Annotated in this window: 18 protein-coding genes and 3 tRNA genes; 4 read left to right on the top strand and 17 right to left on the bottom strand. The window is 43.3% G+C overall.

Annotated elements, in window-relative coordinates; translation table 11 throughout:
• Positions 1–160: 160 nt before the first annotated feature.
• The 11 genes from CGB83_RS16190 to CGB83_RS16140 all read right to left on the bottom strand — a co-directional run bounded on the left by CGB83_RS16190 (position 161) and on the right by CGB83_RS16140 (position 10,993).
• Positions 161–532: a cyclic-phosphate processing receiver domain-containing protein gene (locus CGB83_RS16190; RefSeq protein WP_100076741.1), complete on the bottom strand. Its 372-nt coding sequence runs from the start codon at positions 530–532 to the stop codon at positions 161–163.
• A gap of 91 nt (positions 533–623) precedes the next feature.
• Entirely contained in the window at positions 624–1,109 is a 486-nt protein-coding gene (locus CGB83_RS16185; RefSeq protein ID WP_100076740.1) for a ribonuclease H-like YkuK family protein, read from the bottom strand.
• 227 nt (positions 1,110–1,336) lie between these two features.
• Positions 1,337–1,420, bottom strand: a tRNA-Tyr gene (locus CGB83_RS20220).
• A 580-nt stretch (positions 1,421–2,000) separates the two neighbouring features.
• Positions 2,001–2,075: transfer RNA gene (locus CGB83_RS16175), tRNA-Pro, on the bottom strand.
• 64 nt (positions 2,076–2,139) lie between these two features.
• Positions 2,140–2,210 (bottom strand) — tRNA-Asp (locus CGB83_RS20215).
• Positions 2,211–3,315: 1,105 nt separating this feature from the next.
• Positions 3,316–4,341, bottom strand: coding sequence for a tetratricopeptide repeat protein (locus tag CGB83_RS16165; protein ID WP_100076738.1), 1,026 nt, complete (start codon positions 4,339–4,341; stop codon positions 3,316–3,318).
• A complete protein-coding gene (locus CGB83_RS16160; protein ID WP_100076737.1) occupies positions 4,334–6,037 on the bottom strand; it encodes a hypothetical protein in 1,704 nt (567 codons plus the stop codon). Before CGB83_RS16160 ends, CGB83_RS16165 begins: the two co-directional genes overlap by 8 nt.
• Entirely contained in the window at positions 6,027–8,417 is a 2,391-nt protein-coding gene (locus CGB83_RS16155; RefSeq protein WP_100076736.1) for a hypothetical protein, read from the bottom strand. The genes CGB83_RS16160 and CGB83_RS16155 overlap by 11 nt, the downstream gene beginning before the upstream one ends.
• Positions 8,408–9,151, bottom strand: a complete 744-nt coding sequence (locus CGB83_RS16150) for a hypothetical protein (RefSeq protein WP_100076735.1) — start codon at positions 9,149–9,151, stop codon at positions 8,408–8,410. The genes CGB83_RS16155 and CGB83_RS16150 overlap by 10 nt, the downstream gene beginning before the upstream one ends.
• Entirely contained in the window at positions 9,124–10,257 is a 1,134-nt protein-coding gene (locus tag CGB83_RS16145) for an AAA family ATPase (RefSeq protein WP_100076734.1), read from the bottom strand. The genes CGB83_RS16150 and CGB83_RS16145 overlap by 28 nt, the downstream gene beginning before the upstream one ends.
• Positions 10,258–10,351: 94 nt before the next feature.
• Entirely contained in the window at positions 10,352–10,993 is a 642-nt protein-coding gene (locus tag CGB83_RS16140; protein ID WP_100076733.1) for a hypothetical protein, read from the bottom strand.
• Positions 10,994–11,146: 153 nt separating this feature from the next.
• Here CGB83_RS16140 and deoD point away from each other — a divergent pair, with 153 nt between their 5' ends.
• Entirely contained in the window at positions 11,147–11,857 is a 711-nt protein-coding gene (deoD, locus tag CGB83_RS16135; RefSeq protein ID WP_100076732.1) for a purine-nucleoside phosphorylase, read from the top strand.
• A gap of 147 nt (positions 11,858–12,004) precedes the next feature.
• Here the strand turns inward: deoD and CGB83_RS16130 are convergent, their stop codons facing one another.
• The 6 genes from CGB83_RS16130 to CGB83_RS16105 all read right to left on the bottom strand — a co-directional run bounded on the left by CGB83_RS16130 (position 12,005) and on the right by CGB83_RS16105 (position 19,195).
• Positions 12,005–12,658, bottom strand: coding sequence for a hypothetical protein (locus tag CGB83_RS16130; RefSeq protein ID WP_228419969.1), 654 nt, complete (start codon positions 12,656–12,658; stop codon positions 12,005–12,007).
• On the bottom strand, positions 12,642–13,370 hold the full coding sequence (locus tag CGB83_RS16125; RefSeq protein ID WP_100076731.1) for a DUF434 domain-containing protein: 729 nt from the start codon (positions 13,368–13,370) through the stop codon (positions 12,642–12,644). Before CGB83_RS16125 ends, CGB83_RS16130 begins: the two co-directional genes overlap by 17 nt.
• Before the next feature lie 138 nt (positions 13,371–13,508).
• Positions 13,509–14,915: an MFS transporter gene (locus tag CGB83_RS16120; protein WP_100076730.1), complete on the bottom strand. Its 1,407-nt coding sequence runs from the start codon at positions 14,913–14,915 to the stop codon at positions 13,509–13,511.
• 2 nt (positions 14,916–14,917) lie between these two features.
• Positions 14,918–15,565: a uridine kinase family protein gene (locus tag CGB83_RS16115; RefSeq protein ID WP_100076729.1), complete on the bottom strand. Its 648-nt coding sequence runs from the start codon at positions 15,563–15,565 to the stop codon at positions 14,918–14,920.
• A gap of 8 nt (positions 15,566–15,573) precedes the next feature.
• Entirely contained in the window at positions 15,574–16,719 is a 1,146-nt protein-coding gene (locus CGB83_RS16110) for a glycoside hydrolase 100 family protein (protein WP_100076728.1), read from the bottom strand.
• Between the two features lie 58 nt (positions 16,720–16,777).
• Positions 16,778–19,195 (bottom strand): TonB-dependent siderophore receptor, encoded by a 2,418-nt coding sequence (locus tag CGB83_RS16105; RefSeq protein WP_100076727.1) that lies wholly within the window; start codon positions 19,193–19,195, stop codon positions 16,778–16,780.
• A gap of 244 nt (positions 19,196–19,439) precedes the next feature.
• On the opposite strand from CGB83_RS16105, the gene CGB83_RS16100 reads away from it, so the two are divergent.
• The 3 genes from CGB83_RS16100 to CGB83_RS16090 all read left to right on the top strand — a co-directional run bounded on the left by CGB83_RS16100 (position 19,440) and on the right by CGB83_RS16090 (position 22,971).
• The gene (locus CGB83_RS16100) at positions 19,440–20,402 is read left to right on the top strand and encodes a LacI family DNA-binding transcriptional regulator (RefSeq protein WP_100076726.1); all 963 of its coding nucleotides are present in this window, start codon (positions 19,440–19,442) and stop codon (positions 20,400–20,402) included.
• A gap of 336 nt (positions 20,403–20,738) precedes the next feature.
• Positions 20,739–21,185, top strand: a complete 447-nt coding sequence (locus tag CGB83_RS16095; RefSeq protein WP_100077623.1) for a recombinase family protein — start codon at positions 20,739–20,741, stop codon at positions 21,183–21,185.
• 316 nt (positions 21,186–21,501) lie between these two features.
• Positions 21,502–22,971 carry a sensor histidine kinase gene (locus CGB83_RS16090; RefSeq protein WP_100076725.1) on the top strand — a complete coding sequence of 490 codons (1,470 nt, stop codon included), beginning with the start codon at positions 21,502–21,504 and terminating at the stop codon, positions 22,969–22,971.
• The last annotated feature ends 3 nt before the right edge of the window (positions 22,972–22,974 follow it).

The following is a 22,974-nucleotide window of genomic DNA, read 5'->3' as shown; positions in this document are numbered from 1 at the left end:
ATTCTGCTGCTAAAGCCCTGCAAAGATAAAACCATCGGCATGCATTCTATTTGCTTATCACCAAGCTTTGACTGAGATTAGCGGACTACTATCGAAAAATTGTTATTTGGTTAGCGCTTCACAAGAAGTTCCGGCAAATGTATTACCGGAACCTTATTGATCACCTGTTTTTAAAATTATTCAAGAGACGTTCTATATTGTCCTTTCCAACAGGATTCATGGAATGGCAGTAAAATTCGGGAAGATCTAAAATATGATCCATGCAATATTCTACCAGCCATTTGGCGCAATCATATCCTGTCTTTTCAATATACTCCTGACTATCAGGCTTTATATAATGCTCATCAGCCAGGTCATGGTCGAATGAAATCATTGCGGGAAGTCCTTTCTCAAGGATACTGCCGGTAAACTGCTCATAGTTCCGTACAATACACCAGTCATTCCTCAGGAAAATACCCTCTTTAGTATATGGGTATACGTCAACAGGATCTCGTATATCATCCAGAAATATGAATCTTTTTGTTATTTTCATGGATTACCCTTATTTTATTTAATATTTTAATCAGTTGTAATGTTGGATATCAATTAGATCAATATTCAGTATCTTAATCTGATGTTTTAAATTACACCATCAAATCAGCGCAATTGGAACTCGCGAAGGCAAAAGGTTTTGCTTTGAATACGTACCCCATCCCCAGAATATATCCCATAGCATCTTTTAAGGCTGCATTGGATTTAAAATCCGGGTCGGTATTGATGTCCGCGTGTACCTCCATTTCTACTCCGTAAGCATCCAGAACGGCACAGATTGCATAGGCAATTGCGACAGATTTGTTAACTTCATTCAGCATCCGTTCTTTGATGCTGATCCGCTGGATCTCTCTTTCTTTCCTGATAAAGGTAAACGCTCCTTTTCCCTCACGAATCAGGACTACGGCCGTTGCATAATTAATAGCATCTCCGTAAACATGGGAATCTGATCCCACACATACTTTCAGACGGTACCCCTGAGCCTGTTCACGGATGATGGCTTCTTCTACCAGCTGTGTGATAGGACTGCGGAAAATCTTTCCGGTCATGTTCTGCCAGGTTTCTTGTTGCGTTTCCATTTTTCTACCTATTTATTTAACTGTTAGTGTTATACTGTAAGCTTGTATTATATATTTAATGAGTAATGAGTAATGAGTAATAGGTAATATTAAAATCTACTATTTACGGGCAAGCAGCATTACTTCTTACTCATTGCTTATTACTTTTATGACCATCTGACCAGGAATCGAACCTGAACAACAAGAGTATAGTTCCTGCATGCTGCCATTACATTATCAGCGGTTTGTGGAAACAACAGGATTTGAACCTGCTCAGCAAAGACGCAACGGTTTTACAGACCGCCCCGGCCCTCCGGCTCCGGCGTGCTTCCTTTTTTTATGGGTAATCAGTAATGGGTAATAACCCTCTGATTTTCCCATAACCTATGGAAAAATAAAGCCTGTCTTAATTTTTGTTTGATATAAGAACTCCTGCGCCCGACAGGCCTTTTTTTTCCGGAACAATCTCATTTTAGCTGTTTGAGATGGTTATGGGATTGTTCATGATTATCGCATTTTTTTATTGAATTCACGAATGTTCCACATTTTGAACCCACTCAGCTTACGCAACGGTTTTGCAGACCGCCCCGACTCTCTCGCTTCGGCGAACCATCATTTGTATGAGTAATAGGTAATGAGCAATGAGTAATAGATTATAACTCATTAGTGACTTTCCGTCATTATGATGATCGTGTTTTATTAAAAACAAAGCCTGTCTTATTGTGTTTGATATAAGAACTTCTGCGCTTCGACAGGCTTTATCATCTCTAAAAACTGATCTTACGGTCACTTTGTCCATTATTACTGCTGTCCATTTTTGAGTTGAGAAAAAGCCCGTCTATAGGTATTGTGTTTTTTGGCTAAAGATCGTCTGCGCTGACGGACTTTTCCTTTGCTCTCTTCTGAAACTATTGGTCTGGAAAATAGGATTCGAACCTATGACCTCCCGCGTCCAAGGCGGGTAAACAACCACCGTTATCTTTCCAGTTGTGCAGGTTCACCATACAATCATTTCCGGGAGACAGCCGGAGCAGACATTGATGAACCTTTGCGGTCTATGCGGGAATCGAACCCGCGGTACCCGAGAGACAGTCGGGAAGGTTACCATTACCTCAATAGACCTGTTGCAGTGAATGGTGAAAAGTCAATTCACTTCGCTTGTCAATTTTTTTAAAATATGTACCGGTAAAAGCGAATCTGCCATGACAACATATTTACCTGTAATACCGGAAAGGCTTCACCTTATATTTCCGGTTTCGAAGGCCGGTGCTCTGATCATTCGAGCTACGGGACCGTTTATCTCTACCATTCACCATAAAAAAAGCGCCTCTTTTCAGGAGGCGCTTATATGTTCGGACGTGTCAGTTCATTAGCTGACCCATGTATATAAGCACCTTTTATGTATAAAATCATTATCAAGAAGAACCTTACAGGTATACTGCTGACCTCTCGGCTGCCCGCCGGGCTGTGTTGAGTTCATTTCAGATAGGGTATGTAAATGTTTCATTGTTTTGTTCTTGTTTAAAGTTTGTGAAAGACTGAAATCTGTTGTTTTCAATTTTCGGTTGCAAAGTAAAGACGAAATTTCCACATCCGCAAATATATTTTTAATATAAACATTTGATAATCAGTAATTTAAACTCAAAATTTAGCATAAAAATTTCCTGTCCGCGGCTCACCGCAGATCCTTTTTTACCTAAATGACTGTCTCTCATCGGGTTTACTGATCACGCTCTATTTTCGTATTAGTTGTTCATTGGTTGTTAAAAAATTTTCACTTGTATGGTTATTTTTTATCATTCTAAATAATTTCTGCCTTAAAAACACAAAAAACGCCCCGTTGTCTGAGGCGTTTCTGTTTTATTTTGATTTGAATTTTACGGGATTATTGTCAATAATTTTCAAAGCAAGCACAGTTCACCTCATCTGATATCATGCAGTCATATGCAAACGATCCCTTTCCTACAGGGCGATCGCAGAGATTTAAACAGATATGTGTGCTTTGTATTGTCATCATTATACTGGTGCAAAGATAAATCTTTTTCCTGTTATGGTGGGGTATTTTAATTTTTAACAAACCTGGTAGCTGAGGTTCTCAAAGCCATTTGGATTTAAACAACACGATTCTTTTATTACCTAAAAACTCCTTTCAAAAACCAATTTCTCAATTTTAAATCTTTAAATTATTCAATCTTTAAATCTTTAAATTTATCAAGCCTGTCAATCATCACCCACCCTTCAATATCCTGTTCCTACCCGTCTTATACCTCGAAATATCCTTCAGGATGATCTCATCTTTAGGATTGAAATGTTTCAGTTCATTCACGATTTCTGAATGAGTCGCTATTTTTTCAGCGATAATCTCATAGGCGATAGTTCTGGTAGCTGCATGAAGTTCTGGAGCTTTTTTGAATTCATGCTTCATGGCTTCCAGGTAAATGATTTTACGATCTGAAGGAGTCTTGTAGTAGAGTTCCTGAATCTGCTCCTGAAGCTTTTCAACATCAGTAATTTGGGCAAAATAGTTATTCAGGCAGTTAAAGGCATCGCGGTTTTCTTCCCAGCCTTTGAGCAGGATTTCCTGAGCCTGATCCGGCAGGTTCATTTTTTTCCGGTAGATCAGCGAACCTTTTACCATCTGGTTGTTGCTGACATAATCATCTACAACCATCTGATAATAGGCATTGGCATGGTTACGGTCATTCATTTCCAGATACAGGTCCCCTACTTTTTCTTTCTGGCCGAGTTCTTTATAAAGATCAATGGCTTTCCGGTACTGTCTGGCCTTTTCGTAGCAATGGGCGGCCTCAGGTTTATTTTTGAGTTTTTTAAGGTAAATAACAGCCGCTTCACTGTACCATCCCCCTTCTTCCAGTGCTTTGGCGCCGCGGTAATGGTCCCGGAGCAGGTTGATGTAGACCCTGGCCGCTTTCCTATAGTCGTTTTCTGTGATGTATTTCTGGGCAAGCTCTTCATAAGTATTCCTTATCCTGTCGAAAAGGGAAGATTCCACATAGGCATTCCCACTGCCGGATTTCCTGGTACGTCCGGATGCACTTTTTTCTTTTTCTTTATCTTCCAGCCGGAGCAGGACAACGAAAAAGATCAGGGCAATCACAATGAACAGCATCAATGTACCTACAACACTCCAGAAGCTCTTGTGGAACAGCTGTGCCAGGATCCCGATGACCTTAATGATGACCAGAAGGAAAAATGCTGCGATGAATTTATTGATAAACCTCTGCTTATTCATCCTTATCTGATTTTAAAATGGTTTTGTCTTCGCTGAACAAACGGTACAGGAGCAGGACCACACAGATGATCAGGAACCATACAAACCAGTTGTATCCGAACATTGCAATCAGCGGGTAGAAAATATAGGCTACCATAGCTACGAGTACCAGCATCAGGAAAATTTTGATCCCGGCCGGAACATGATCTCCACCGATATTCAGGCTTCTCTTTTTTACTACAAATGAATACAGCCCTACCATTCCGATCATGGAAATGATCAGCCAGAAGATCTCTGTGAAAGAAATACTGTGCTCCTGATCAGTTGATGTTCCTTTGTTTTGAGAATGTAAGGCCTTTTCAGGATTAACAGCCGGAGGTTCCAGGTAATCTTTGGTTCCATAGAGCCGTCCCAGTGAGTCTTCTACGAGCATCTGTTTCTTTTTGAGTATTTTCTTTATGACCCCTTCAGCAGCAGGCTTTCCGGAACCGGTTTTCTGGAGGGAATCTGCAATCTTTTTCCTGAATGCCTGTTCATTCTTCACTAAGTAGGTAACAATTTTTTTACGGTAGACTCTTCTTAGTGAATCGGTAGCGGCATCGGTCCGTTCATTCAGCTTTGCTATATCGTTCTGAATCTTATCGATCGGCCTGCCGCCGGCCTTCAGGTATGCCTCATAGCTCTGTTCATTTTTCCTGCTGAAGCTGGCTTTCAGGTGTTCCCTCATGAGTTCTTTCCGTTTTCTTCCGTAGATGGAATCGATTTTCATATCGATATCGGTTACACCGGACTGATAAGCAACCATAGGAGTCATCATATTTTCATCAGGTTTTCCGGAAATCTTACCCGAAGATCCGGTCTCTTCAGGAGAGGATTTTTCTTTGTTTAAGTAAGTAATAAGTCCTGCGAGCCCAACAACGATCAGGAATACCCAGAATATCCATCGGTATCTGCCGGAATATGATACATCCTCTTTTTCACGGTTTCCTCCGAACAACTTTTCAATCCAGGAATGGCTAAATATAAATTTTGCGAAGCCGTCACCCCGGGAAGTCCCGGTAACGTCCAGCGGCACGCCAAGATCAACAGCCCTTTCAGGGTATTTCTCAATATATTTCAGGTATTTTTCAATTTCCTTTTTATTGCCGTTCATCACTTTCTGCAGATCAAAAGGAAGATTGTTCATCCATTCCTGCTCGGTCCCGGATTTCTGGAGGGCTTCCAGTGTTTTCTCATCGTCTGTTTCTACGGCATAGCTTTTAATTTCCTGAGGAATCTTCACACCGGCTGAGGGTTTCCTGATTGTTGCTTCTGATGGCAGAGGATCGCTGATCAGTGAGAGCCAGTCAATCTCTTCATTCAGCTTCACCATCCCGAATTCCGGATGCATCAGCAGGAATTCCGCACCGGCAGCGCTCCATTCTTCCGGGGACACTTTAGGGTAAAAAAGGGTATATTCGGGAATGAAAAGCTGATCATCCACACATTGGAAATAGGCATTCTTCCCGATCCCGGCAGGAGCTTCATGCTGAAAAACCAGGAAGCATCCATGCAGCCTATTCGGTTCATTGGCGGGCACGGGAAATGAGCGGACCATGGTGAGGTCTATCCCCAGTATTTCCATCTCATGCAGCCAGACCATGGGTGAAGCCCCTTTGATCAGGAGCCCTTTTCTGGGGTACGTATTTTTCGGAAAAGGGTGTATTCTAAGCTCCATATTCCAGAATATGTTTGATAAAGGGTTGCATATATACGAAATACATTTCTTCCATTTCCCTGATCATCAGTTTCGATTTTTTCGGAAGGTAATATTCCGATCCTCCGAATTTTTTTTCCGTAGCCAGTGCTATGTAACCATCGCGGGTGGACGGCATATAAAAAGTGGGAATGCTTTTATTGCTGCTGATCAATGTGAGCATTCCGCGATGGTCTGTGATCACCTCACTTCCGTCGCTGAAAGTGAATTTATTCTTATCCTGATGGGCCTCAGTCTCTATCTTTACTGAATTCTTTTCCAGCCGGTATTCGTTTTCCGAATGGAACTGCAAAGCAAATTTTGAGATCACCAGCTCTTCGGCATTGTTGATTCCGATACCGGTAAAATTATTTAAAATTTTAGTCCCCTTATTTTTGAGTTTGTTAAGTTCCATTTCGGTTTTGAATACACTTTTACGGATTTCGCTGTTATTGTCGGTTCCTTCGGCAGACAGGTTTCCTTCAAGGTTAATCCTGAATATCTTGTCATATTGAAGTCCGTACAAGAAAAAGCTTTTACTGAAATAGATCAGTGAAAAATTCAAAGGAATATCAAGGCCGGCCAGATTCAGTTCCGAGTACTCGCCTGTCGTCAGGTCCAGCCTGGAGATGCTTTTTTTATCCGGCTGGTACTGGGCCAGGATATAATTTCCGGCTTTGTTCCTGGCCAGCGCAAACTGTCCCCTGGGCTTTACCGAAATATTCTCTTTGATCACCTCACAACCCTTCTGGATGCTGGTATCCTGATAGATATTCTTATTGTAGTAGTTGTCTGACAGGTATGTTTTCAGCAGTTGCTTTTTATTGCTTAAAATATAAAATTCCCCTTCATACAAAAAGGTTTCAATACGGTCTTTAGGCGTAGGAAACAGCAACGGATAATTTTCCGGAACTGCTGTTTTAGCACCGCTTCCGTCTCCTCCGGAAATCCTGTTCCTTTTCGGAGGATGCGCCCAAAGCTCCCGAAGTGGAAGTTTGATTTTCTGAATATGCTTTCTTGTCCCTTTATGGTGTTTATAAAAGTTAAGCTCCCCGTCTGCGGAAGTCGTCACCAGGAATTTCAGCCGATCCCGGTTTTCATGGATGGCCTTCTGCATATGGTGGTCCTGTACATTTTCCTCGCTGGTAATGAAAAAAACTTCCAGGTCCCTTCCGGCATGTTCTTCTTCAAAAAACTTTTCCAGGGCATTTGAAACGTCCAGCACAGGGCTTACTGCATTCTGGTTCCGGATCACTTCTTCAACAGTGTCCAGAGAAACGGGTATGCTGTGTTCCCCCAGGACGAAAACCCTGCATTCGGAATGGGCTTTCGGATGTTTGATAACGGCAATTGCCGATGCAAATGCCAAAACTTTTGGGATACCCCAGTTCTTCAGGGAAATATCAATCAGGATAACCCGCTCAAAAATATTTTCTTCAGGCGGGATTTCCCGCTGGATATACAGGGCTTCGTTATTGGCAACACGGTTCATAAAAACCTCTTCTTCATGGGCAAATTCAGACAGAAGCATCCTGTTGAAGTCCCCTTTGTTCGTCATGTCTGAAATCCCGCCAATCGGCTGTTCCCCGGGAGAAAGGTGGCGCATGGGGATTTTAAAACCGCTCCAGATTCTTTTGACCAGGCTTCCGACCTGGAATGTTTTCGGCTCTTCGATCAATTCCTGTACGAATTCTTTACCGGTTTCAATGACCGGTTCTTCCTCAACGACTTTATCTTCAAGTTCCGGAATAACAGCGATGCCTTTCACAGCATTAACAATAGATTCTGTGGTCGGGAACTGATGGTGGAGCAGCGCCAGCGTTTTGAGATCCCTGTTGATAACAGCCTGAGTCAGTTCCCTTTTTTCTGCGGCCTTGGAAATGATCACTGGGCTTTTCTCAAACCTTTTCATAATCAATTCAGAGCTTACCGGAGACAGCTGATTGTGGCTGTCCTTAAACAGGGTCTGCAACAGATTGATCTTATTCTGCCCTTTCTTCAAAGCACTTTCCATCTGACTTAAATGCTCTAAAAAATGAATCGCCGATTCAATATCTTTACCAGTCTCCTGTCCGTATCCTTCATGATTGGTCCTTTTCAAATAATAGAAGATGCCATCCTGATTTACGTGTCCTTCCTGGACTGCATACAGAACAAGCAACAGGGCACCGAAAGGCGGGAGCCCCTGTTCTTTCAGGATGTTCAGGACTTCGATGATATACGGCCGGTAGGCAATGGCTCCTGCATTCGGAATGGAAATCAGGTTATGTTCATGATAGCCGGTATCATCGGGAACGTCTTCATCAGTGGTCCACTCCCAGAAATAGCCTCTGTACGACTGGAAATAAGCAATTATATCCATTCCTGTGATTTTTCGGTGAGACGGAAAGAGCTTACGGACAGCTTACGGAAGTCATTTTTCCTGAGCGACAGGACGCTTCCGTCTTCCTTCCATAGAAGCCAGGATTCCGAATCTGCATTGTATTTTTTCTGCAACATCAGGCTCAGGTTTGTATATTCAAAATCGAAACCGGCAGGCAGAAGATGGCTGTCTTTTGACCAGTATGCTTTTCCCGGAAAACCCAGCAACGGAGTGCCGATAAACAATGCCTGGTCATCAATAACGATCCAGTCCAGCCTTTCCAGCTTGAATTTAGGCAAAGCTATAAGGCTGTTTCTGATTTCCGCCATCGGGCTCATCAGGGCTATTGCAGCGTGCTCATCTCCACCCGGTACCAATTTTACCTCAATTCTTCCGTCGATGCCGAAAAAATTATTGTTGGAAACAGGGAACGTCAGGCGCAAAGCTTTATCAATCGGGTTCCACAGCAATACTGTCCTCATCTTTTTACTGGGGACCAGTGCATCTTTCCGGAATAAAAGGCCGTCACGCAATTCGTACAGCAAAAAACCAGGAAGCTGCCGGAGCTCCGGTGAAGCAGCCTGTTCATCGGTAAAACCTTTGAGCCAGATCACTTCATCTTCAACTGCGACCTGCACATTTTGCCAGTCGCGAATGGTTCCCAGATAATCTTCATTCACCCGGGGAATTTCTGCCCGGAATTCTTTTATATGCTCTGAAGGATCTTTTGCCATAGACTTTCGATTTCCTGTTGGATGTACTGCTTCTGCTCAGGATTGCGGATCCAGTCGCAGCGGGTCTGGAGGTATCTCAATTTATCTTTAATTACGTTCTGTTCTTCAAAGCTCAGCGGTCCGCCCTCCCATTTTTCAACGAGTATTTTCACATCTTTCATCACTTCTTCAGGATTCGGCGTTTTATTCTGAAGGGCCTGCGGATGGGATTTCGGATGGGCGTCTTTCTCAATGGTCCGGTTGATGATCCCCTCAAGGATTTCTATCTGTTCCTCGGTATCCCAGATATGCTTCAGTACCCACAGATCGGAAAGTACGGCCTCAGTCCTTCCGCAGATCAGGGCGCTGGCTGCGATAAGGTTCTGCATTTTTACCGCCCTCCGGTCAGAGATGGCAATTCCTGTATTTCTAAGGCTGATAACTGTATTTAGGTACACTTCGTATACCGGTTTGAGGTCAACGGTTTTACACTGTTCCTGCAATGCGCGGATCTCGCCGGAAAGGATTTCAGGAACATCCGTTTCAGTATTGTTCTCCAGCTTTCTTCCGGCTAAAAGCACCTGCTGGAGCAGTTCAGGATGTACATAATCCACATTGATCCGGATCAGGAAACGGTCGAATAATGCATTCAGGGCCTCATCTTCAGGCAGGACATTGCTCGCTCCCACAAACATGAGCGCAGGAAGATGCCTGGTTTCCTTCCCTCTTTTGAATATTTTCTCATTCAGTGCCATCAGAAGCGAGTTCAGAATAGCGGAATTGGCATTGAAGATCTCATCCAGGAAAACCATGGATGCTTCGGGCATCATGCCTTCCGTATTCGTCAGCAGTTCTCCTTCTTTCAGTTTCCTGATGTCAAAGGGCCCGAAAATCTCATTAGGCTCCGTAAATCGTGTCAGGAGATACTCAAAGTTTTTCCCGTCTTTTACCGTTTTGGCCAGGGTCCTTACAATGGCGGATTTTGCCGTTCCGGGAGGTCCGTAGAGAAATGCATTTTCCCTTGCCAGCAAAGAGATTCCCAGCAGGTCTACCACATCGTCTTTTCCTACAAAGGTATCTTTAATATAGCTGAGGACACGGTTTAGTTTTTCTATAGTTTGAGTCATTGACCTTTATTTTATGATTAAACGCAAAAAGCACAGTTTCCTTTTGATCATTGTTTTTGCTGAAGACGACTTCATGACAGCAAAGCAGGAAGATTTAATGATTCCTATCTTTCAGTTCTTTCCAGAATATATCTTTATACATCCCGAATTCCGCCATCAGCAACTGATTGATATACGGAACCTCAGCCAGCTGGTACGCTTTTTTTCCCACGATCCTTTCCAGGTACAGCTTCCGGTAGGTCGGATCTTCCAGCTCTTCTTCCCAATTGGCATTCTGAAGATCCAGGTCTGCTCCGATGCCTGAATAATGAAACCGGGTCAAAATCTTTTCCAGCAATGCAATCAGCGGATCTTCCGGATCAGCCGTCTGAAGAGCATACAGTACCTGCGGCAGAAATCTTAACGACAGATCGGCAGAAAGGATGGCTGAGACATCTGTTTTACCGGTATACTCCGGAATGAATTTCATCAGATCCATGGAAGTATCTTTACGAACAAGATATAACTGAGCACTGTGATAGAGTATTTTAGCTGCCCAGACCGCAGCATCCCGATCATAGAGGATTTCAGCCGATAAAAATTCCAGTCTTTCTTTCTCAAATTCGGATCCGAAATAATCCGCTGCTTCCTGGATTTCATTTTCAGGAATTTCCTGAAGGCCGGTAAAAACCGTCATGTATTCATCTTTCCGCAGCAGAAATAAAGTATCTAGAAATGGGGATCTGTTTTCCGTCATCTAACAAAAATAGACATAATTACTTTTGAATCGTCAGTTTTAAAAGGTACCCAGAAGATAATTAACAAACCTTCCGTTAAAATGCTCCCGGAAGCGGTATCGAGCATCCACTATTCTCATATTTACTATCTTTGCCCTTTGAAATAAAAAATTATGAGTATCCACATCAGTGCAAAAAAAGGGGAAATTGCCAAAGTTGTTTTACAGCCGGGTGATCCGCTACGCGCAAAATATATTGCTGAAAATTTCCTGCAAGACGCTAAACTGGTCAGCCAGACCAGAGGTATTTTCTATTACACAGGTTTATACAAAGGGAAAAAAATTACTGTAGGAGCCAGCGGAATGGGCTTTCCGAGTATCGGGATCTATTCTTTCGAGCTGTTTACGGAATATGAAGTGGATACCATCATCAGGATCGGAACCTGCGGTGCATATACCACAGATTTAAAAGTTTTTGACCTCCTGAATGTTGAATATGCTGCCAGTGAAAGCACCTATGCGAAATATGCCTGGGACATTGATGATGAGATCCTTTCCCATCAGGGGAATATCTTCCATACTATTAATGAAACGGCACTGGAAATGTCTTTAACGGCAAAAGCGACGAATATCCACAGCAGCGACATTTTTTACAGGAAGGATCCGGCCATTCCGGCCATTGCCACGAAGCATCACTGCCCTGCCGTAGAAATGGAAGCTTTCGGATTGTTTGCCAATGCGCAGCACCTGGGGAAAAATGCAGCGACCATCCTCACGGTTTCCGATATTATCCCGACGCATGAGAATATTTCTGCGGACCAGCGCGAAACAGCACTTAAGCCTATGATCGAATTGGCCCTGGAAGCGGGAATCAGGAGCTTGTAAGAATGAGAAAAGGCAATTGCCTGCAAATATTAAACATCAGAGTTTTACAGCATTGTAAAACTCTTTTTTTATGAAAAGCATGATCACACATTAAAACATTATTATATATTATAATTAATACCCAGACCCGCATCCATCTGTTTCCTTTCATTCAGTGATAAACCCTTCCAGAAAACCGATCAGGAAGCAGCCACCATTGCTCCAGCGGATGCCGTGTCCTTCCTGTTCCCTGACTTCAAAAACCAATTCATGCTTATAGTGATAAAACACATTCCACCAGGTTGTATGGCCAAGGATATGGTTGATTTTATCCATTACGAGCTGCTGTTTCTGATGGTTATTGCCTTTCACTTCTCCCCAGAACGGATCATTAAGCCTTCCGGTATGTTTTTCCCATGCCCTTTGTGCAAGGGTAATTTCACTGTTGTACGGAGTCTGGCAGGCTTCAATAAGCACAGACCTGAGCGGAGGGATTGCCTTTTCATCACGGAGGCTGGCTGAGGTTATCCTCTGCCCCAGTACATTCAGCCAGTGCTCAAAGGAAATTTCTTCTAATTGGCGGCATTTGACTTCCGCTTCATCCGGACCTTCGAGAACCTCTGTCATGACAATAAAACTTTTGTCACGGTCGATGTTAATTTCCTCGTCGAAAAAAGGCAGGTTCCAATTGCCTTTACCCGATTTGAATTTCCGGATGTTCAATTCCATAGCCTGGATATGCTCTTCTGCTAAAATGGCTCCGTATTTCAGCTTCCATTCTTCTGACACATGCCGGATGCAGAGTTCAAACAGGTTCATCATGGAAAAGTGTTACGGAGTTTACAGGAAGTTTTTCTTCGTGGATCAGGTATCCGATCAGGTTGAACCAGCTTTTGCAGTAATCCAGGATCCAGGCGTCGGAAGAAACTGCGATTTCCGCCTGTTCCGCTAAAAACTGATCAGGATTGAATTGCAGTTCTGCCTCCCAGTTGAGATCATGTTCGCTGGCAAAATCCGTCACTATCTGTCTGATTCTTCCGCTGTTGGAAACCGGCTGGTCAAAAATCCAGATCAGTTTTGAGGCTCCCGATTTTTTAAAGAATGAAGCAACAAGCTCCACTGACCTCAGCGTCTGATTGACCCTTTTGTATGTTCCGTGCACACCGGAAAGGTCTCTGAAACAACCATCAAGCCCCTCAAAAATATAGGCTCCCGAAAGCAGACTTTCCAGCAAAATCAGGACATTGAATCCGTCAAGAAACACCATTTTATTTTTCAGGCCCTGGATCTCCAGCTGTTTTGACCTCCTGGTTTCAAGCTGGCTTTCAGATGCAGACGCTCCGCGGAGTGCCTGGATCTGGCGTGTCTTCAACCTGTAGCGATTGCCAGCCAGTTCCGAAGATGCTTTCTCAGGATACCCCCGGCTGAGCAGATAATGCATGTCACGAACAGCCGCCCTCAGTTTTTCAAGCTGCTTCCCAGTCCCGAACAATCCGTCATCACCGGTATTCTTACCGCGGTTCCTGTTATCCATGCCCAAATGTATCGATTTTACAGAACACCGGCAATCCGTCAGTATTGGGAAGCTATGGGAAAAACAAACCCGTCTTTAGCAAGACGGATTTAATAACCTCCTCAGAGATTTTACACACATTCCCATATATTAATCAGGTTATCCCTGAGTTTTGTTTTCTTTAACCTGCATGAAAAATACACATCCGCTCGCAACCAGAAACAGGATCCCTGCCAGAGCGATTGCCAACGAAGGATTATTGCCAAGCATTGTATGATAAATAAACCCGAATGACAGCGTCTGGATCAGCATCGGAATCACAATCATCATATTGATCACCCCCATATAGATCCCTCTTTTATCAGCCGGTATGGCCGGCGAAACCATAGAATACGGCAGTCCCATCATAGCAGCCCAGCCGATTCCGAGGGCGACCATCGGCAGCAGGATCAGGTATTCATTTTTAATCAGCGGGAGTACCGCAACCCCCAAACCGGTAAGGAAAAGGCAGAAGATATAGGTATTTTTAGTAGAGAATTTTTTGGCAAAGGGTACGAGCAGCAATGCTGACAGGATCGTTATGATATTATAAGAACCATTCATGAGCCCGGTCTGCCCTACCGCAACTTCTACGGTGTGAAGAATATTTTTGGTCCATGACAGGTCTGATGCTGCTACTGAAATTCCTTTTTTGGTTAATTCTGCGATATGGTTTGCTTTCTGCTCGTCGGATTCAGTAATCCCGTACAATGACCATTTCAGCATAGGCGTGATAAACTGCCAGTAACAAAACAGGGCATACCACTGGAAGAGATAGACCAGCGCCAATTGCCAGAGCAGCTTGGGCATTTCCCGGATCGCCGTAATGATTTCCACAAACGGCGTAAAGAAATTGCTCTGTTCCCTGGCTTTTTTAAGTTCTTCCAATTCTTCCTCGGTTGGAGGTATTTCAGGCGTTTTATACACCGACCAGGCAACGGAAGCTATGGAGCAGAAAGATCCCAGGAAGAATGAATAATATACCCATGCCGGAATCCCTCCATTAGCGGAGTTCCCACCCAGGTATTTCTGGAATATGAAGAGTGATAAATTCGCTAAAGTGATCCCGGCTCCCACAAAGAGGCTCTGCATCTGGAACCCGAAGGTCTGCTGCTCCTGGGGAAGCTTATCGGCAATAAAAGCACGGTACGGCTCCATCGCGGTATTGTTGGCGGCATCAAGAATCCAGAGCAGTCCGGCAGCCATCCAGATGGTGGAACTGAACGGAAAGGCAAAAAGGGCCAGGCTGCACAATACCGCCCCCAACAGGAAGAAAGGCTTCCTCCTTCCCCAGCGGTTGCTCCAGGTTTTATCACTGATAGCCCCGATCAGAGGCTGTATCAGCAGTCCGGTGATCGGTCCGGCGAGGTTGAGGATGGGCAGCTGCTCGGCGTGGGCACCCAGGAATGAATAAATAGGATTTACAGCAGTCTGCTGCAAGCCGAAACTGTACTGGATACCGAAAAAGCCCACATTCATGTTCCAGATCTGCCAGAAGCTCAGGCGGGGAATGATTCTTTTTGTCATGGCTATTGGGGAATTACCGGTTGATAGTTTTTGTCGAGGATAAGATCGGCATTATTTTTAAAATTCCGGATGATACGATGCTCTATATCTAGTACCTTTTCTACGAAGTCGCTCTGTTCATCACGGTTCCGTTGCATACGGTTCTTATAGGTGTCCTTATAATTGCGGTCTATGAATATTTTATAATCAAAATCTTCAAGTTCTAGGATATACGTCCCTTCCACAATGATCACCTTACATTCCTCAACCTCCAAAGCTTCTGTCCGGATGCTGTTTTCGCGGTAGTGGACCAGAGGTTTTTCTATTATTGGCATTCCTTTCTTAAAATCCTTTATATTTCCGGAAAGCTTTTTCAGGTTCACTTCATGAGGACCTATATTTTCCAGGGAAAGCAGGCGGTTCTCATGGTTGGTTTTGGGCGGAAGCGTAAAATAATCATCCATTTGCAACACGAGGCTCTTGATGTTTATTTCCTGAAGCACTTTCTGAAGGGCAAAAGCGGTCACAGATTTGCCGCTTCCGCTTTCACCTGCAATCCCAACAGCAATTTTGTGTTTTTGAGCTAACGGGAACTGCCTCTTCAGGATCTCCAATATTTCTCCGGCAGTGGCCAGATGGGTTTCATTCAATTCTATAATATCACCAATCATCTTATCAGTTATAAAGGGTTTAAGGCAGCAGGTTCCCGGATCATCATCAGGTATCCTGAGGCAGAAAAACAAAGCTGCTCGGTTCCGAGCGGCAATAATTTGTCCGTCGAATAATACTCTCTGAAATGATGCCCCTTTTCGTTCATCAGGGATTCATACTGTACCAGAATCTGTTCCGGGATATGTTGTATGCCTTTTCTTTTCAGACCAAGGGAGAGCCAACCCAAGAAAATGGGCCACGAGCCTCCGTTATGGAAATGGTATGGCTCATTTTTAAAGCTGTAGCTGTAATTGTTTTCGAGCAGTCTCCAGTCATCATCACCGGGAAAAATCACCGGATAGAAAGCAGGAAGCATCCAGTGGCTGAACTCCTGGCTTATTTCAGTAAGAAAATCTGAAAAAGCATTGATATCAAGATCAAAATCAAGGTACAGCGCCAGTGCATTCCCGGCAAGGTCAAAACGTTCGTCATATCCGTTCGCGTTCAACGCTGCCCAGAAATAGGGTTTTGCTGAAGCTCTGGCATAGGCCGTCTCGTGGTATCTGGCTATGCCGGATTCATTTTTTATGAAATTGTCCTGGATCAGCTGTCTGGTTGTTTCCGCTAAGTCTTTTAAATCATCATCTTCATAAAGCCCAGCAACATTTTTTAAAGCCCAGTACCTGAGGACATTATCATAAAGTGTATAGCCAGAGGTTACATATTCATCTGCCCAGTTGCCTCCGAGCGGACTGTACACCAATCCGCGCTGATTGTATTCCCAGGTTTTGAGGCATGAAAGTGCCCTGTAAAGCGGTTCTTTCAGTTGATCCTCTAACGAAGAGTTCCCTGATCCCTTCAGATATTCACAGGTGATGGCTACCCACCATGTCGTAGCATCAGTCCGGCCGACATGCGTTCCGAAACTGGCTTTTCCCTGAACCACATTCGAAGGAATCTGCCCGTTTCCGGCCTGATGTTTGGCCAGTGTCAGGATAGATTTTTCCAATCCGGAAAGAATTTCACCGTCATTCACCAGGATTCCGGCATACCCTGTCATCATAGAATCCCTTGCCCACACCCTGGCGTAATTGTCTTTCTGCTGCGCCGACGCTAGCAAACCTTCTTCCGTGACCGATTTCCTGATCACATGTAAAGCTTCTTCCTTGAACATATGTATATTTTTTAGAAAAGCGGAATAAGCCTGTTATTCCGCCTGGTTCTGTCCGTGATTAAAAATCAAATTTAACACTTACACTATAACTGTTTCCCGGTAAAGTACGGGCTCTTATGATTCCGTTACCGCCAACTAGAGAACCTTCTTCGGCTTCGGTTACGGCAATGGTATTGAATACATTATTTCCATTAACGGCTACGGAAAGGTTTTTCAGCACCTGGTAAGAGATATAAGGGTTTACAATGGCATAAGCCGGCATCATCAGCTTATTGGAATCCTGAGTATAGGATTTGGTTACACCGATGAGATAGAACCCAACACTTAATTTTTCAACATTAAAATTAGGGTTTACCGTATACATCAGCTTTGGTGTTCTTCTTGGCATATTTCCGATGATGGCAGGGTCCAGTGCATTTCTGATTTCTGCGTGGGTGTAGGTAAGTCCTGCTTTAATATCGAACATCCTGCTGATTTTGTAGTATCCGTCCAGTTCCACACCATAAGATTGATATTTATTCTCAGTCTTTCTTTGTGTAGTAGCCTCAAAATTAGCCTCTGTAGTATTGGCAAGGAACAGGGTTGTATTCAGGAAATACTGAGCACCTCTCAATTTATACCCTGCTTCCAGCTGGTTGACTTTATTCACTTTTACAGCGTCCAGTGCCGGATCATCATTATTCGTATAGTTATAGCCCGAAAACAGGATTCTGTCTGCAGAAGCACTTCCGCCCTGGCTCACCCTTGCAAATACCGCGTTACGGCTATTCAGTGCATAGTTGGCTCCTACGGAATATCCGAAGATTCCGTATCTGTAGTTTACCGGAACATTGATATTGTCATTGGTGGCTACATTCTGTTCAGGAATATCGATAACGCCGTTGCCGTTCATATCACGCACCGTTTTGGTATTCGTTACTCCGGAGAAACTTCCCGACACCCTTCCGAAGTCATACCTTGCGCCTGCATCAATCGTCAGCTTATCCGTTGCATTGATTTCAATCTGGGCATGCGGTGCCGTTACATCATATTTGGTATTGTAGTTCCTGTTTAGGTTGCCCCATGCCGGAACACCGTACGCCAGCAATCCATGGTCTGTTATGGCTGTTCCTGCGGCATTGTATACATCGATCAGCCTTGCATTGTTATCGCTGACTTCCTGAAGATAGGTATTCCATACCCATGACATATTGATATTCTGAAGCCCTTTGTACAGTCCCGCATTGAGTTTTACCCCATCCCATTTCTTGCTGAAATTGAAATCGTTGAAAAAGTTATTGAAATTATTCAGGGTTACATTGAACAGGTGCATTTTCATGTAATAAGCATTCATATCCACCGCTGTATTGGTTCCGCTGTATACCGCTCTGGCATATCCCGGAATAGTAGAAAGGATTTCTGTTCCTGTTCCTACACTCGCTGGGAACGGGGCTATAAACTGTCCGCCATTAGCTGCATACCGCATTTTTTCTTCAAATTTCCACCCGTCTCCCAGGTCATAGTTGAATTCTGCGCCGATTGCCTTGGATACGGAATGCATCCCGTCTGAAATATCACTGTCCAGGATATTGCCATTGCCTCCAACGGTCCTGTCGTGTTGAAGGTTGATGGTCTGCAAAGCACCGGTAAGTGCATTGTAACCTGATACTGAAGACCATTTCGGATGGCTGTCTGTTCCGGTTACAGAAACAGGCATGGGCATATAGGCTGCTGTACGGTCATCCAGGACTTTCGCATAGATCCTGAAGCTTCCGTTCTCAAATTTTTTAAGCAATGAAATCCTGAACTGTCCTCCGTTATTGGAATTGAATCCCGTCTTTCTCGGCCCGTCGCCTACCCTGTAAAATCCGCCGGCACTGATGAAGGTATTGTTTCCTATCGGCGCTCCGTAATCAAAATCAGTTCTGTAATTCCTGTAGTTCAGGCCTACCTGCTGAATGATGCTTCCGCCCTGTTTCTCGCCTGTCTTAGTGATAAAGTTAATGATCCCGGCCGGAGAATTGCTGGCAAATACCGATGCTGAACCTCCTCGTAAGGCTTCCACACGGGAAACAAACGAATCAAAACGTGTGAACTGGTCCTGAGTCCCGAAAGCGATGTCCCCGAACTGCATCACCGGCAAACCGTCTTCCTGAATCAACAGATACCTAGATCCTCCTGCAGACACCGGCACCCCTCTCACGGTAATATTGGAATTCCCTTCCCCGCCGGATGATTCCGAACGGATTCCCGGGATCGTCCTGAAAATTTCTGCGGTCGTCCTGGGCGCTGCATTTTCAATGTCTTTCATTTTCAATGTGGAAATGGAAGTACTGGTTTTAATAGAAGCCTTTGGATTGGCATTCCCCGTAATCACCACTTCGTCAATGGCTTTATCTCTGGTAATGGTATCATTGGCAGTATTTTGGGCAAACATGAATGCTGCGGTATTCATTGCGCCGAAAATAAGCAATCTGGTAAATGTTTTTGATTCCATATCTTGCTGAAGTTTTTTTGTTATGGTCTAAAAGTATTTTTTTTACCTTGTCCAAAATGCAGTTTTAACGGTATCTAAACCCTGTATTAAATTCAACCGTTTGCGCAATCGTTTGCGGTTGATAACAAATTTTTAATTTAACTTTTTATTAACATTAACACTCTTATTAATTAACATTTTTTAACACAGATTACCTGATAAATCATTGCTAAATTCACCCAAAACTTGTCTCTATTAACCCAAAATGAAAAGAATTACCATAAAAGACCTGGCTGAAATGCTTAATATCAGCACTTCTACCGTATCGCGTGCCCTAAAAGACCATCCGGATATCAGCAGTGCTGTAAAACAGAAAGTAAAAGAGGCAGCAGAGACGTTTAATTATGTTCCCAATGACTTTGCCATTAACTTCCGGAAAAAATCTTCCAAAGTTATTGGTCTGATTATTCCTGAAATCTCCATGTTCTTCATTCCTTCCATCATCAAAGGCATTTCATCGGTACTCCATAAGGAAGGATATCATTTCTTTATGCTGTCTTCTGAAGAGTCTTATCAGATCGAAGAAGAAAATCTTCTTACCTGCATCAACTCCAGAGTAGACGGCATCATTATTTCACTGACCCGGAATACCCATGACCTGAACCACCTTGATAAGATCAAAGCCATGGGAATTCCTGCCGTTATCTTTGATAAGACATTACCGCAAAAGGAATATGACGAGGTTATTTTTGATAATGCTAAGAATATGGTCATGGCAGCAGACCAGCTGGCAGCAGCAGATTGCAGAAAGGTCCTTGCAGTATTCGGGGATGAAAACCTGGAGATGACACAGGTAAGGAAAGATTTTTTCCTGAAAGAAATCAGCAGGTTTCCTGATATCAAATACAAGCTGGTATACTGCAATTCAGCGGACACCGTAAAAGATAAACTGGACATCCTTCTGGATTATGAGGATTTCGACGGCTTTTTTGCCATGAGTGATGAAACACTGGCAGGCCTGCACAGCATGCTGATCAAGAAAAATATCCGCGGCAACAGTGTAAAAGTCGTAGCCATCAGCGAAGGGACCCTGCCCAAATACCTGGATCTATCTTATGAATGCCTGATCAATGACGGTTTCAAAATGGGAATGACTGCCGCCATAAGGCTGCTGCATCTGATCCGGTCCCAGAATATGGCCCAGGCAGCGCAGACTTTTTATATCTGAAAGGCTTTTCAGCAATACAATATAATACGTAGGCAGTTCTTACCATCTATCAATTAATGGATCCCTATCAGAATTTTAATTGTGTATTATTGTAAAATAATTAAATTTGTGCACTGATTTTACAATACCGGTTAAACTATTTAGGATTAAAAAATGATAGATCCTGAATCAAATGATAGTCTTAACAACACCAGCATTGCTATAAGTCAGTAATACCATCTTACACATTATATTTGAACTCTCACCAAAACTTTCCGGCAATGATGAAGAAATCTCTTCTGCAGTAGGCGCCGGCAATTCTACTGCAATGATTAATGAATTTAATATATGTATCCTATGGATTTTAAAACACTGCATATCGGAAAGCTGATCAAGAAAAAAGTGGAGGAAAGCGGACTGGAAATGTCACGCATCTGTGGTTTTCTACAGCTGGAAGAAAAAGACATCAAGTTGATGTACGAATCTCCAAGCATTAAAACTGAAGTGCTGCTGAGGTGGAGTAAACTTCTTAAACACGATTTTTTCAGGCTTTACAGTCAACATTTGATTTTATATCCCGTACCACCACAGGAGACTAACCCTAATAAGACAAAGACCCATAAAAGCAAACTCCCGGAATTCCGCAAGAATATCTATACCCAGGAGGTGATCGATTACATTCTGGAGCTGTTACAATCCGGACAGAAGACGAAGCTGGAAATCGTAGAGGAATACCGCATTCCAAAAACCACTTTGTATAAATGGATCAGTAAGAATAAAGCAAAAAACAAATCCCAGGATTAACCTTTACCGATTATCCTTTGATTAGTCCATACTACATTTATTCTGACTAAAAAAACAAGCGGGATGGCCTGCTGCTTTTAAATTCAGGAGAAATTCCACAGATTCAGAAGTAAAAAAATCCTGTAAGAAAATCCCGGATAAGATTAAGCATCAGCACATGGGCTTACAAATAATGTCCCTTATTGAGACTTTTATTTAACAATATTTTACTGAATTTATAAGATTTTGTTAAAAATAGCCCAATTTTTGCTGTTACTGTGACTACTTTTGGAAACTTAAGTAACCACTACTAATCATAGACTATTTTTTACCCTTTATGATCTTAATTGTTGATGATAATCAAAACAACATCTATTCCCTAAAAAAGCTGTTGGAATCCAGGGATTTCCAGGTAGATACAGCCACTTCCGGGGAAGAGGCGTTAGGAAAAGCACTTAAAAATAATTATGCACTGATTATTTTAGATGTACAGATGCCGGACATGGATGGTTTTGAAGTGGCAGAAACATTTGCCGGATACAGTAAAACCAAAGAGATCCCCATTATATTTTTATCCGCAGTAAATACCGAAAAGAGATTTATAACCCGCGGATATGCTTCCGGAGGTATTGATTACGTAACGAAGCCTATCGATCCGGAAATCCTGCTCTTAAAAGTAAAAACCTATTATAACCTTCAGGAGCAGAACCTGGCCATGAAGAAAACACAGCAAAGTCTGGAGCTGGAAGTAAAAGGGAGAAGGGAATCGCAGGTAAACATGAAGTCGAGGATAGATTACTTTCACCTTATGCTGGAAGCCCTTCCTCAGATTGCTTTCATCTTGAATGAAGATGGGAAAGTTGATTTCGTGAATGCCCGCTGGTATGAATATGCTGCCTCAGATAAAGAATTCCCGGAAACCCATCCGGATGACCTTAATATACAGGAAGAATTTGACCTCTGCCGAAAGAGAGGAAAGCCGCTGGATCTTGAAGTACGGCTCAGGAACAGGGAATCCGGCGACTACCGTTACCATCTGCTCCGGATGTCTCCGGTACACGAAAGTAATGCCGTCAAAAACTGGGTCGGTACCTTTACGGATATCGAGGACCAGAAAAAAGTGGAAAAGGAGAAAGACGAATTCCTGAGTATCGCCAGCCATGAGCTGAAAACACCATTAACCAGTATAAAAGCATACATCCAGTTGCTGGAACGCAAGCTGAAACTGGACGACTCCTGCTCGGAAGCCGGATTCGTCACGAAGGCGCTTACGCAGATTGAAAAACTGAATACCCTGATCAATGATCTCCTGGATGTCTCCAAAATAGAAAACGGCAAACTGAAAATCAATAAGAAGCCGGGTAATCTGGAGACCGTAATCCACAATTCCATTGAAACCATCCTGCAGACGCATGAAGAGAATAACATCCGTATAGAGCGCCATGGCACCAGGCCGGATATGATCATGTCTTTTGATGAAATACGTATCGAACAGGTCCTCATTAACTTTCTGTCCAATGCCATCAAATACTCACCGAGAAACCAGCAGATCATCGTAACGACGTTTGTGGATGATGAAGGCGTAAAAGTGAGCATTACAGATTTTGGGATCGGTATCCCGGAATTCAAGCAGGAAGCCGTTTTCAGTAAGTTCTACCGTGTTGAAGAATCTTCACTCCAGTTTCAGGGTATGGGCATCGGCCTATACATCTGTTCTGAAATCATCAAACAGCATCATGGAACTATCGGACTGTCAAGCAAAGTCAACGAAGGTTCCACATTTTATTTTACCCTACCTTTACATTAATTT

Source organism: Chryseobacterium camelliae (genome assembly GCF_002770595.1).
Lineage (GTDB): Bacteria > Bacteroidota > Bacteroidia > Flavobacteriales > Weeksellaceae > Chryseobacterium > Chryseobacterium camelliae.
Note: the sequence above shows the minus strand (reverse complement) of the source record. Positions and strands in the feature narration are given on the sequence as shown.